Raw genomic sequence first — 12,787 nt, 5'->3', positions numbered from 1 at the left:
TTTTTTATGGCAAAAAAAAGCCCGGACACGCCGGGCTGAGAAACTAGTCGCTGGTCGATTTTTCGGCTTTACCCGCCAGCTGCGCCAGGAAATCATAACGTTTTTGCAGATCGGCCGCGGCGTCTTTCCAGAGCTGTTCGGCCACTTCCGGCTGCTGCGCGTTAAGGCGACGGAAGCGTTGTTCCTGCATCAACGTCTCGGCCAGGGCATCTGACGGCGGACGTGAATCCAGCGCCAGCGGTAACTTACCCTCGTCCGCACGGCGCGGGTCGAACCGGTACAGCGGCCAGAAGCCGGTCGCGGTCAGCTGACGCATCTGGTCGTGGCTGAGTGCCAGGTCGTAGCCGTGCTCTTCACAAGGGCTGTAGGCAATGATCAGCGACGGGCCTGGATACGCTTCCGCTTCCTGGATGGCTTTTACCGTCTGGTTAAGCTGGGCACCCAGCGAGATTTGCGCGACGTAAACGTGACCGTACATCATCATGCTCACACCGAGATCTTTGCGCGCCTTGCGTTTTCCGTGTTCACCGAATTTCGTCACAGCGCCAAGCGGCGTGGCTTTAGACGCCTGACCACCGGTGTTGGAATAACACTGCGTATCCAGAACCAGGATATTGACGTTTTCGGTCAGGCTCAACACGTGATCCAGTCCACCAAAGCCGATGTCGTAAGCCCAGCCGTCACCGCCAATCAGCCAGATTGATTTTTCAACCAGCGCGTCCGCGTCGGTCAGCAGTTGTTCAGCGCCCGCCACGCCCTGAAGCGCCTGACGTAGCTCAGCAACCTGCTCACGACGTACCTCTGGCGTCGCGTCCGCGTGAAGCGCGTCATTGAGCCCGGCGGGGATCTGCCCGGCAAACTGTTCCAGCAGGCGCATCACGCGTGCGCGGTGCTGGTCAACGGACAGGCGGAAGCCCAGGCCAAATTCGGCGTTGTCCTCGAACAGCGAGTTTGCCCACGCGGGACCGCGACCGTTGGCGTCAGTGGTGTACGGCGTGGAGGGCAGGTTACCGCCATAGATAGATGAGCAGCCGGTAGCGTTGGCAATCAGCATCCTGTCGCCGTACAGCTGGGTAAGCAGCTTGATATACGGCGTTTCACCGCAGCCTGAGCAGGCGCCGGAGTATTCAAACAGCGGCGTGATCAGCTGCGAAGTGCGAATATCAATGCGTTCCAGTTTGCTGCGATCGATTTCCGGCAGATTCAGGAAGAAGTCATAATTGACCTTCTCCTCTTCAACATGCTCCAGACGCGACATCATATTGATGGCTTTAATATCCGGGTTCTGCCTGTCTTTCGCCGGACAGACCTCGACGCACAGATTACAGCCGGTGCAATCTTCCGGTGCGACCTGCAGAACGTATTTCTGTCCGCGCATATCGCGGGATTTCACATCCAGCGAATGCAGGCTGGCCGGCGCGGCCTCCATCTCTTCCGGTGACACCACTTTGGCGCGAATGGCAGAGTGCGGGCAGGCCGCTACGCAGTGGTTGCACTGGGTACACAGCTCTTCCTTCCAGATGGGGATCGCTTCGGCGATGTTTCGTTTTTCCCAGCGGGTGGTGCCCATCGGCCAGGTGCCATCTGGCGGCAACGCAGAGACGGGCAGGGCATCACCCAGCCCGGCCAGCATCGCCGCCGTCACGGTCTTCACGAAATCAGGCGCCGCATCGGACACGACCGGAGGGCGGTTCGGGCTTGCGGCGTTGACCGGCTGCAGAGGCACCTCGAACAGCGACTCGCGCGCCAGCGCCAGCGCCTGCCAGTTACGTTCGACCAGCTCCTGGCCCTTGCTGCTATAGCTTTTGGCAATCGCGCCCTGCAGTTCCGCCAGCGCGCTGTCGCCCGGCAGGATATTCGTCAGATGGAAGAAGGCCATCTGCATAACGGTATTGATACGCGCGGCAAGGCCACATTCGCGGGCAATTTTCGCCGCATTCACCACAAAGAAACGGGCTTTTTTCTGGTTCAGCACCGCCTGCACTTCCTGCGGCAGGCGCGACCAGACCTCATCTGCGCTGTATGGCGTATTCAGGAGGAAAATACCGCCAGGCTTCAGGCGTTCGGCCATCTGGTATTTATCGATAAACTGCAGCTGGTGACAGCCAACAAAATCAGCCTGAGAAATAAGATACGCAGAGCGGATGGGCTGTTCGCTCACCCGCAGGTGGGAAACGGTCAGACCGCCGGCTTTCTTGGAGTCATAGACGAAGTACCCCTGGGCGTACCACGGCGTGGAGTTGCCGATGATTTTGATGTTGTTTTTGGTCGCAGAGACGCTGCCGTCACTGCCCAGACCATAGAACAGCGCCTCGAGTTTGGCGGTTGAGGGCAGGGTGTTTTCCGGCAACGACAGGGACAGATTTGTCACATCATCATAAATGCCGACGGTAAAGCGCGGCTTGGGCTTCGCTTCGCTGAGCTCGTTGAATACCGCCAGCACGCAGTCCGGTCCGAACTCTTTGGAGGACAAACCATACCGCCCTCCGATCACGCGCGGCAGCGTTTCACGTTCGCCATGATTAAAGGCTTCGGCCAGGGCCGTCATCACATCCAGATACAGCGGCTCCGCCTGGGCGCCCGGCTCTTTGGTGCGATCGAGCACCGCAACGGTACGCGCGCTCTCCGGCAGTGCCGAAATCAGATGTTTCGCCGAGAACGGCCGATAGAGACGCACTTTAAGCACGCCAACCTTTTCGCCGCGCGTCAGCAGCTCGTCAACAACTTCCTCGCAGGTGCCAATGGCAGAGCCCATCAACACAATGACCCGTTCCGCCTGCGGATGGCCATAATACTCAAAGGGTTTGTATTCCCGACCGGTCGCGGCGGCAAAGTCATTCATCGCCTGTTCAACATGGTCGTAAACCGCGTTGTACCACGGGTTCGTGGCCTCACGGGACTGGAAATAGGTATCCGGGTTCGCCGACGTGCCGCGAATCACCGGGTGTTCCGGATTCAGGGCGCGGGCGCGATGCGCGTCGATATCCGCCTGCGGGAGGAGATTCAGGATTGTCTCGTCAGCCAGCGGGACGATTTTGTTAATTTCGTGAGAGGTGCGGAAACCATCAAAGAAATGAATAAACGGCACCCGGCTTTTGAGCGTGGCGATATGCGAAATTAAGGCAAAGTCCTGGGCTTCCTGAACGCTGCTGGCGCACAGCATTGCGCAGCCGGTCTGGCGTACGGCCATCACGTCTGAGTGATCGCCAAAGATAGAGAGCGCGTGGGTGGCAACGGTCCGCGCAGCAACGTGCAGAACGAAGGGGGTCAGTTGCCCGGCGAGTTTGTAGAGCGTCGGGATCATTAACAACAATCCCTGAGAAGAGGTGAACGACGTGGAAAGCGCGCCGGTCTGAAGCGCGCCGTGCACCGTGGCAATCGCACCGGCTTCAGACTGCATTTCAACTACTCTCGGGACATCGCCCCAGACGTTTTTTAACCCGTTACCCGCCCAGGCGTCTGCCTGCTCAGCCATGGTCGAACTTGGCGTAATCGGGTAGATGGCGATAACTTCACTGGTGCGAAACGCGACTGAGGCAACTGCACCATTACCGTCAATAGTTTGCATAGGACAACACCCTTACATTGCGCAAAAAATAGGGGTCTGTATAACGACGACAAACCCTGAATATTATCTGTGTATTCTAGCAAACGGGGGATTTTACGATTTTCGCTTTTGTGTCCTCGGTATTCTCGCCATCAATGAGTAGATCAAACTTTTGGCGAAAAAATTGCGAGAAATTGTTTCTGGAGCGCATAAATACGCACTTCCGCTCTCGACGACACGGGATGGGATGCCTATTATGCATAGGTTTCGCATTATTCATGGGGGAGAGAGCATGCGCTCAGCATTTTGGGTAGGGTGTGCCGCATTATTGTTGTCGGCATGTAGCAGTGAACCCGTTCAGCAGGCAACGGCAGCCCACGTGGCGCCGGGAATGAAGGCGGCGATGTCCAGCTCGGGTCAGGCTAACTGCGCGATGATTGGCGGCTCGCTGTCGGTTGCCCGCCAGCTTGATGGTTCTGCGATTGGGATGTGCGCCTTGCCAAACGGCAAACGCTGTAGTGAACAGTCGCTTGCCGTTGGAAGCTGCGGTAACTACTGATTATTCTACACGCTTAAACATCAGCGTTTTATCGGCTGTCGCCAGCGTTAACTGGTCTTCCGTCAGGTCGACCTGCGCCCCTTTGCGCAGCATGTCGCCGATGGCCTGATCCAGCTCATTCAGCTGCGGTTCAGTACAGAGCTTGCGCGTCATGGCCAGCGTTTTCACTTTAAGCTCGCCTTCGGACAATTTCCCCTGTCCGTTGAAGCGGTTACACATCTGGCCAGAAACGCTGATGTTATTCACCAGGCTGATATCAGGCAGGGCACTAAAACCGATCTCAGGTTGCGTTGTCGCACTCTTCACTGCCTTACCGTTCACGTTTTCCAGCACAAAGCGGTGGTTCTGAAGTTGCTCCGGCTGAACGGAGGCTTTACCCGGATTAACGCACCCGGTAAGGGCAAGACTGATAACACTTAACGCAATGAGCTTTTTCATTTTTCTTCTCAAACTATAAATACTGTGAATCTTTTTCCAGTGTAACGATACTCTGCCGTGCGTTAATGGGGTTTATCTGAAAGTGCGGGGGGAAGGAGACGGGCAACGCTGCGGTTGCCCGGGATGAAGTTAATGCGATTTAAACCCTGCTGCCGTCATCAGCATACGGAAGAGCATACTGACCGCAGCCAGCGCCAGTACGCTGCCGCCCCAGATAATGGCCAGCCACAGCAATCTTTTCCAGACCGGTTGTTGCATCAGTGATAACCCTCCCCATGCTGAACTTTGCCGCGGAAAACGTAGTAACTCCAGAAGGTGTAGACCAGAATTACGGGAATGATCAACAGCGCGCCGACCAGCATAAAGCCCTGGCTTTGCGTCGGTGCGGCGGCCTGCCACAGGGTGATCGACGGTGGAATAATATGCGGCCAGATGCTGATCCCCAGCCCGCTAAAGCCGAGGAATATCAGCCCCAGCGTCAGGATAAAAGGACGGCTATGGCTGGCTGGATTATTCAGGCAGCGCCACTGGTACAGGCTAAAAATCACCACCAGAGCAGGGACGGGCAGCAGATAAAACAGGTTCGGCAGCGTAAACCAGCGCGCGGCGATGGCCGGTTGCGCCAGCGGCGTCCAGAGGCTAATGGCGGCAATAAACGCCAGCAGCACGATTAACAGTGTTTTCGATACTTCACGCATCCGCTGTTGTAACGTGTTTTCGCTTTTCATCACCAGCCAGGTCGAGCCTAACAGCGCGTAGGCTACCACCAGGCCCGCGCCGCAAAACAGGTTAAACGCGGTAAACCAGTCAAAGGGGCCGCCGGTATAGGCCCGGCCGGTGACGGTAAAGCCGTTAATGACGGCGCCCACCGTCACGCCCTGGGTAAACGTCGCCAGAATGGAACCACCTATAAACGCCTTATCCCAGAACGGACGGTGCGCCGGCGTGGCTTTAAAGCGAAACTCAAATGCCACCCCGCGGAAAATAAGTCCGATCAGCATTAATGTGAGCGGAATGGTCAGGGCATCAACGATGACCGCATAGGCCAGCGGGAATGCGCCGAACAGGGCGGCACCGCCCAGCACCAGCCAGGTTTCATTCCCGTCCCAGACCGGCGCGACGCTGTTGACCATCACGTCGCGATCGTCGGCGTTTTGCGTGGCCGGGAACAGAATGCCGATCCCCAGATCAAAACCGTCCATCACGATATACATCAGCGTGGCAAAGACGATGATCACAAACCAGATAATGGAAAGATCGATACCCATTATGGCTGCTCCTTATGTTCAGTAGTGACGGCAGAAAGCGGGCGCGCCGGACGTCCATCGGACTCGGTGGCGAAAGACTCATGCGGCTGCGGGCCTTTTCGGATGAGGCGCACCATATAGCTGTAACCCACGCCGAATACCGAGGTGTAAACGATGAAGAAGGCCAGCAGGCTCACGCTCATGTGCAGATCGCCATGGGCAGACACCGCATCCTTCGTTCGCTGGAGTCCGTAGACCACCCACGGCTGGCGGCCCACTTCGGTGGTGATCCACCCGGCCAGAATAGCAATCAACCCGGATGGTCCCATCAACAGCGCAAACCACAGGAAAGGTCGGGAAGAATAAACGCGCTTTTTATAGCGCAGCCAGAGAGCCGTCACCCCAAGCAGCAGCATCAGCATGCCCAGGCCCGCCATAATGCGGAACGACCAGAAGACGATGGTGGAATTCGGGCGGTCTTCCTTTGGAAACTCTTTCAGCGCCGGTACCTGTTTATCCAGACTGTGCGTCAGAATAAGGCTGCCGAGCGCGGGTATCTCCAGTCCAAAGCGGGTGCGCTCCTGCTCCATATCCGGCCAGCCAAACAGCAGCAGCGGGGTTGGCTCACCCGGCGGGTTTTCCCAGTGGCCCTCAATGGCGGCGATCTTAGCGGGCTGGTGCTTTAGGGTGTTCAACCCGTGCATATCGCCAACCATGGCCTGGATGGGGGCGACAATCAGCGTCATCCACAGCGCCATCGAAAACATCGCGCGGATGGCAGGGGTATTATTGCCGCGCAGCAGATGCCATGCCGCCGATGCGCCCACAAACAGGGCGCTGCTCAGGAACGCGGCTATAGACATGTGCAGCAGGCGGTATGGGAAGGAGGGGTTAAACACCACGGCGAACCAGTCTACCGGTACCACCTGACCGTTGACGATCTCATAGCCCTGCGGGGTCTGCATCCAGCTGTTCGAGGAGAGGATCCAGAAGGTGGAAATGATGGTTCCCAGCGCCACCATGCAGGTGGCGAAAAAGTGCAGTCCCGGCCCGACTTTGTTCCAGCCGAACAGCATTACGCCGAGGAAACCGGCTTCGAGGAAGAAGGCGGTAAGCACTTCATAAGTCAGCAGCGGGCCGGTAATACTGCCCGCAAACTGCGAAAAGCCGCTCCAGTTGGTGCCAAACTGGTAGGCCATCACCAGCCCGGAGACCACGCCCATGCCAAAGTTGACGGCAAAAATCTTCGACCAGAAATGGTACAGGGAGCGCCAGACCGGATTTTTTGTTTTTAGCCACAGCCCTTCGAGCACGGCAAGGTAGCTTGCGAGACCAATGGTGATGGCCGGGAAAATAATGTGAAAGGACACGGTAAAGGCAAACTGTATCCGTGCAAGGTGAAAAGCATCTAAACCAAACATGCAAAACTCCGCGATGTAATTATGTCGATGCCATTCTAAGCCGCGCCAGCTCTGGGTTGCAGAAACAGACCCGGCATATTTACCTATAACAGTTTGCCAGTGTATTATTTATAGATGTGCTTAAAGTCCGCTTTCCGCTAATGACTTTGCTCGAGTAATTGCTCCAGCATTAAATATGGGGTGCTCGTAGCGATCGGTTACGTCACTCACGCGGTAAATTTTCCACTTTCCGTCTTCACGACGCATATAGACTTCAAGATTAAGAAACCCGCCGTTCTCAATACCAATCCTGACAGGAAGAACTTCGCCATTGATGAACTGATGCGCCACACCAACCTCAAGCCGCTTCACCCAGGAGGGATCATAATCCTGAATATAAGCGAAATAATCTGACCCCAGGATTTCCTGTTCAGGAATCGACTCTATCTCGTTAAGTCGGGATAGTGTATCTGCCGCAACGTACTCTCTAAGCTGAGGGTATTCACCATCACTTTCCGCAAAAAACGTCAGATATGTGGAATAAAATTCTTCCGCTCGTTCGGCAGCATTCTGCTGAGGTACGCACGTACAAGCTGATAATAATAACGGTAAAGTAATTATAATCTCCCTCATCATCTACTCATCCTGTAAATCTTATAGGTTGGTTGTGCGCGGCGGTAACCCGGCCCGGGGTACATACTGAGCTGGGTAAAATCTGAGATCCACCGGGTGCCGTCGAACATTGTCATATGGCCGCTTGAATTTCCCCCAGGATAGGGCTGAATTACAGCGACATCTCCGCTAAGCAACGTCGAACCGGGAGGAATCTCCCTAAAACCTGCACGCAAAAGTTTTGGTCCATAATCCTTCGCATCATGTGTGCGTTCAAGCGTAATGCCGCCAGCGATTATGGCACGACGTGTAAACTTCGCGCATTCGTTATGAGAGTGTCCAAGCGCATGCGAGCGGAGGTAAGAAACAGCCGCGTCTTTATTCCAACTCATTGATAATTCCTTTCTGTAAGGTAAGGGCGCAATTCCTGCTTGAGCAAGACAAGTAGCAGAGTGTTCATTAGCCTGTTGTTAATACTCTGTGGTTGGTGAGATGAGTAGGCAAAAAATGTTATATATTATGTTTATATTTCATGTGGTTATGTATGTATGGTCGAGGATTGTAAACATCAATATTTAAAAAGCTGGACGAGCATCAGGGAATAAAAACATTCTTTTTATGAATTTTCCGCATTAAACCGCTTGCTTTGTCGTCAGCGCCGTGCGTTAATGGTCTTCTGGTTTTGAGTCCAAATAAATATCTGACGTAGTTTTATAAAGCAGTTCTCATCACGTTGTGCCTCTCCGCAGCCTCTCTTGGGTCTTTATCTACATTCCGATTCGTTTTGTTTAAAACCATTATGCCCAATCGGCCCATTAGTAATTTACGTTTTAACGTTTCAGGAGAATCCTATGACTTCTTACATCCATTTTCGCTGCCCATGCTGCCATGGTTCGCAGTACCGTACCTCAGCCTTTGATGTGTCTGAGAAAAACCCGTTTGGCGCGAAATGCATTTTTTGCAAATCGCCGATGATCACGCTCGACCACCTGGCCGCCGCGCATTCCGCTCAGAGCCACTGACCGAATACCGTAAGTAATTCATCTTCCAGACTATAACAGTTAGCTAAATCTTCTCTTTTTCTCCTGCTGATATACACTGTAGGTCATAAGGAGAATCTGATGAAAAAATACCAGCGTCTGGCGCAACAAATTATCTCGCAGATTGAGCTTGGCGTATGGCTGCCGGGCGATAAGCTGCCTTCCCTGCGAGAGCAGGTGGCAAGCAGCGGCATGAGTTTTATGACCGTTGGCCACGCGTATCAGATGCTAGAAAGTCAGGGGCGCATTGTCGCCAGACCGCAGTCGGGCTATTACGTTGCCTCGCGCCCGACCGCACACCAGCCTGCGCCACCCGCTCAGGTGATGCGTGACGAAGCGGTGGATATCAATACCTACATCTTCGACGTCTTACAGGCCAGCCGCGACCCGGCCGTTGTTCCCTTTGCTTCCGCGTTTCCCGATCCCCGTCTTTTCCCGCTTCAGCAGCTCAACCGCTCGCTGGCGAACGTCAGTAAAACCGCGACGGCGATGAGCGTGATTGAGAACCTGCCGCCGGGTAACGTCGATCTTCGCCACGCCATTGCCCGTCGCTACGCGCAGCAGGGGATGAACATCTCCCCGGAAGAGATCGTGATCACCGCAGGCGCGCTCGAGGCGCTGAATCTTAGCCTGCAGGCGGTGACCGAGCCGGGTGACTGGGTGATTGTCGAAAACCCCTGTTTCTACGGCGCGCTGCAGGCGCTGGAACGCCTGAAGCTTAAAGCGTTGTCGATTGCGACAGACGTCCGCGAGGGGATCGATCTCAACGCCCTTGAACAGGCGTTGAATGAGTACCCGGTTAAAGCTTGCTGGATCATGACCAACAGCCAAAACCCGCTCGGCTTCACGCTGAGCGCGGAGAAAAAAGCGCAGCTTGTGGCCCTGTTAACGCAGCACAATGTCCCGCTGATTGAAGACGATGTCTACAGCGAGCTCTATTTTGGCCGCGATAAGCCGCTCCCGGCGAAAGCGTGGGATCGTCAGGACATGACGCTGCACTGCTCGTCCTTTTCAAAATGTCTGGTGGCCGGTTTTCGCATCGGCTGGGTGGCGGCAGGTAAACACGCGCGACGCATTCAGCAGCTGCAGCTGATGAGCACGCTCTCAACCAGTTCTCCCATGCAGCTGGCGCTGGTGGATTACCTGGCGACCAAACGCTACGACGCTCACCTGCGCCGCCTGCGGCGTACGCTGGCCGAGCGAAAGCAGCAGGCCTGGCAGTCACTTCTGCGCCATATGCCTGCCGGCGTCAAAATTCACCATAACGACAGCGGCTATTTTTTGTGGCTGGAGCTTCCGGCACAGCTGGATGCGGGGCTGCTGAGCGAAAAGGCCTTAACGCACCACATCAGCATTGCTCCCGGAAAGATGTTTTCCACCTCTGACGCGTGGACGCCATTCTTTCGTTTTAATACCTCCTGGGCCTGGGGAGAGCGGGAAGAGCAGGCGGTCATTCAGTTAGGGAAATTAATTAGCACGATGCTGGAATAATCCTTTCTCCGTTATTTAAATAATCAATTCTTATCCTGATGACGGCACTGCGAATATTTCGCGGTGACCTGTCATAGGAAATCTGCATACCGTCTCTCGCGCCTAACTCCTTGTCTATAATCCAGTTAACGGGGAATGCGCCCTCGGTCACACCTTGATGAAATTTCCTGAAGCCGTACGGTGCGGCGCATTTGCGCGGTCTACGTTTAATAAGGGAGATATTTTTACGGCACGGCTGCCGCTAAATTTCATTGCGACAGGAGTAACTCTTATGAGCAAAAATTTTGCCCGCAGCAGCCTGTGTGCGCTCGGCATGACTATCATGACAGCGCAAGCCGCTGAACCCCCCAAGGCCATTGGCGACGGGGAAGGTCGACTGGATATTATCGCCTGGCCGGGATACATCGAGCGGGGACAGACGGATAAAAACTACGACTGGGTCACCCAGTTTGAAAAAGAGACCGGGTGTGCGGTCAACGTCAAAACGGCGGCCACGTCGGATGAAATGGTCAGCCTGATGGCGAAAGGGGGATACGATCTGGTCACCGCCTCGGGTGACGCCTCCCTGCGGCTGATCATGGGCAAACGCGTCCAGCCGATTAACCCCGACCTCATCCCCAACTGGAAAACCCTCGACGAACGGATTGTGAAAGGAGAATGGTTTAACGTCGGGGGCAAGGTCTACGGCACGCCGTACCAGTGGGGGCCAAACCTGCTGATGTACAACACCAAAACCTTCCCGACGCCGCCGGACAGCTGGAGCGTGGTCTTTACTAAACAGGATCTGCCTGACGGTAAAACCAATCAGGGACGCGTACAGGCGTATGACGGCCCGATTTATATCGCCGATGCGGCGCTGTTCGTCAAAGCCACGCAGCCGCAGCTGGGTATCAAAGACCCGTACCAGCTCACCGAAGCACAGTATGCCGCCGTGCTTAAGGTGCTTCGCGACCAGCATGCCCTGATCCACCGCTACTGGCACGACACCACCGTCCAGATGAGCGACTTCAAAAATGAAGGCGTCGTGGCCTCCAGCGCCTGGCCGTATCAGGCGAATGCTCTGAAGGCCGAGAACCAGCCCATTGCCACCGTCTTCCCGAAAGAGGGGGTGACAGGCTGGGCGGACACCACCATGCTCCACGCGCAGGCTAAACACCCGATGTGCGCCTACAAATGGATGAACTGGTCGCTGACGCCGAAAGTGCAGGGCGATCTGGCTGCATGGTTTGGTTCCTTGCCTGTGGTTCCGGAAGGGTGTAAAGCCAGCACGCTGCTGGGCGATAAAGGCTGCGAAACAAACGGTTATAACGAGTTCGACAAAATCATGTTCTGGAAAACCCCCATCGCAGAAGGCGGCAAATTTGTCCCTTACAGCCGCTGGACGCAGGATTACATCGCCATCATGGGCGGTCGTTAATTGCCCGGGAGCAGAACATGACGTACGCGGTCGAGTTTAATAATGTTTCCCGCCTGTACGGCGACGTACGGGCGGTGGATGGGGTCACCATTGCGATTCGTGACGGAGAGTTTTTCTCCATGCTGGGGCCTTCGGGCTCCGGCAAAACCACCTGCCTGCGCCTGATAGCCGGTTTTGAACAGCTGTCAGGCGGGACGATCTCTATCTTCGGCAAAGAGGCGAGCGACCTGCCTCCCTGGGAGCGGGATGTGAACACCGTGTTTCAGGACTACGCGCTGTTCCCGCATATGTCGATCCTCGACAATGTCGCCTACGGGCTAATGGTCAAAGGCGTCGACAAGAAAAAACGCCATGCCCAGGCCCGTAATGCCCTGGAAAAAGTGGGCCTCAGCTTTGCCGTTGCCCGCAAACCTTCTCAACTTTCCGGCGGCCAGCGTCAGCGTGTCGCCATTGCCCGCGCGCTGGTGAATGAACCGCGCGTCCTGCTGCTGGACGAGCCTTTAGGGGCGCTCGATCTCAAGCTGCGGGAACAGATGCAGTTTGAGCTGAAGAAGCTTCAGCAGGAACTTGGTATCACCTTTATTTTTGTCACCCACGATCAGGGCGAGGCCCTTTCCATGTCAGATCGGGTGGCGGTGTTCAATAACGGGCGCATCGAGCAGGTGGATACCCCGCGCGATCTCTACATGCGTCCACGCACGCCGTTTGTTGCCGGTTTTGTCGGCACCTCTAACGTCTTCGATGCGGGCCTTGCGCAGAAAATATGCGGCATGGAAGGCAGCTATTCCCTGCGCCCGGAACATATTCGCCTTAATGAGGGCGGAGACGTTCAGGTTCAGGGCGTCGTGCAGGCCGTTCAGTATCAGGGGGCGGCCACGCGTCTGGAGCTAAAGCTCACCGATGGTGCCAAACTGCTGGTGAGCCAGGCTAATCTCAGTGAAACCTCGTCGCTGAGCGGCATTGCGCCGGGGCAGGCGGTCATGGCGTCATGGTCACGCGAGGCGATGATTCGCCTGCACGAGGAGAGGTGAAATGG

12 protein-coding genes are annotated in these 12,787 nt (G+C 55.6%); 5 read left to right on the top strand and 7 right to left on the bottom strand.

From position 1 onward, the window contains the following. Positions 1 to 43 precede the first annotated feature (43 nt). Positions 44 to 3,568 carry a pyruvate:ferredoxin (flavodoxin) oxidoreductase gene (nifJ, locus tag AC0TNG_RS19150; RefSeq protein ID WP_473712654.1) on the bottom strand — a complete coding sequence of 1,175 codons (3,525 nt, stop codon included), beginning with the start codon at positions 3,566 to 3,568 and terminating at the stop codon, positions 44 to 46. A gap of 271 nt (positions 3,569 to 3,839) precedes the next feature. Here nifJ and AC0TNG_RS19145 point away from each other — a divergent pair, with 271 nt between their 5' ends. Further along, complete coding sequence (locus AC0TNG_RS19145) at positions 3,840 to 4,106, top strand: putative hemolysin (protein WP_023312003.1); 267 nt, start codon at positions 3,840 to 3,842, stop codon at positions 4,104 to 4,106. Here AC0TNG_RS19145 and hslJ read toward each other — a convergent pair whose 3' ends face one another. The 6 genes from hslJ to AC0TNG_RS19115 all read right to left on the bottom strand — a co-directional run bounded on the left by hslJ (position 4,107) and on the right by AC0TNG_RS19115 (position 8,195). After that, positions 4,107 to 4,544: a heat shock protein HslJ gene (gene hslJ, locus AC0TNG_RS19140; RefSeq protein ID WP_473712653.1), complete on the bottom strand. Its 438-nt coding sequence runs from the start codon at positions 4,542 to 4,544 to the stop codon at positions 4,107 to 4,109. 129 nt (positions 4,545 to 4,673) lie between these two features. After that, the gene (locus AC0TNG_RS19135) at positions 4,674 to 4,802 is read right to left on the bottom strand and encodes a DUF2474 domain-containing protein (protein ID WP_008501283.1); all 129 of its coding nucleotides are present in this window, start codon (positions 4,800 to 4,802) and stop codon (positions 4,674 to 4,676) included. Next, positions 4,802 to 5,812, bottom strand: coding sequence for a cytochrome d ubiquinol oxidase subunit II (gene cydB, locus AC0TNG_RS19130; RefSeq protein WP_045908839.1), 1,011 nt, complete (start codon positions 5,810 to 5,812; stop codon positions 4,802 to 4,804). Before cydB ends, AC0TNG_RS19135 begins: the two co-directional genes overlap by 1 nt. Next, positions 5,812 to 7,212 (bottom strand): cytochrome ubiquinol oxidase subunit I, encoded by a 1,401-nt coding sequence (locus AC0TNG_RS19125; RefSeq protein ID WP_473712652.1) that lies wholly within the window; start codon positions 7,210 to 7,212, stop codon positions 5,812 to 5,814. The genes cydB and AC0TNG_RS19125 overlap by 1 nt, the downstream gene beginning before the upstream one ends. A gap of 120 nt (positions 7,213 to 7,332) precedes the next feature. Then, positions 7,333 to 7,827, bottom strand: a complete 495-nt coding sequence (locus AC0TNG_RS19120; RefSeq protein WP_024907236.1) for a DUF3828 domain-containing protein — start codon at positions 7,825 to 7,827, stop codon at positions 7,333 to 7,335. Further along, the gene (locus AC0TNG_RS19115) at positions 7,824 to 8,195 is read right to left on the bottom strand and encodes a hypothetical protein (protein WP_024907237.1); all 372 of its coding nucleotides are present in this window, start codon (positions 8,193 to 8,195) and stop codon (positions 7,824 to 7,826) included. The genes AC0TNG_RS19120 and AC0TNG_RS19115 overlap by 4 nt, the downstream gene beginning before the upstream one ends. Before the next feature lie 459 nt (positions 8,196 to 8,654). Between AC0TNG_RS19115 and ymcF the strand changes: the two genes are divergently transcribed. The 4 genes from ymcF to AC0TNG_RS19095 all read left to right on the top strand — a co-directional run bounded on the left by ymcF (position 8,655) and on the right by AC0TNG_RS19095 (position 12,782). Further along, on the top strand, positions 8,655 to 8,825 hold the full coding sequence (ymcF, locus tag AC0TNG_RS19110) for a cold shock small protein YmcF (protein WP_473712651.1): 171 nt from the start codon (positions 8,655 to 8,657) through the stop codon (positions 8,823 to 8,825). 99 nt (positions 8,826 to 8,924) lie between these two features. After that, entirely contained in the window at positions 8,925 to 10,334 is a 1,410-nt protein-coding gene (locus tag AC0TNG_RS19105; protein WP_024907239.1) for an aminotransferase-like domain-containing protein, read from the top strand. 271 nt (positions 10,335 to 10,605) lie between these two features. Then, positions 10,606 to 11,751 (top strand): putative ABC transporter substrate-binding protein YdcS, encoded by a 1,146-nt coding sequence (gene ydcS / locus AC0TNG_RS19100; protein ID WP_024907240.1) that lies wholly within the window; start codon positions 10,606 to 10,608, stop codon positions 11,749 to 11,751. Positions 11,752 to 11,768: 17 nt separating this feature from the next. Next, complete coding sequence (locus AC0TNG_RS19095) at positions 11,769 to 12,782, top strand: ABC transporter ATP-binding protein (RefSeq protein ID WP_473712650.1); 1,014 nt, start codon at positions 11,769 to 11,771, stop codon at positions 12,780 to 12,782. Positions 12,783 to 12,787 lie beyond the last annotated feature (5 nt).

The organism is Enterobacter sp. PL_is514, assembly GCF_055816715.1.
Note: the sequence above shows the minus strand (reverse complement) of the source record. Positions and strands in the feature narration are given on the sequence as shown.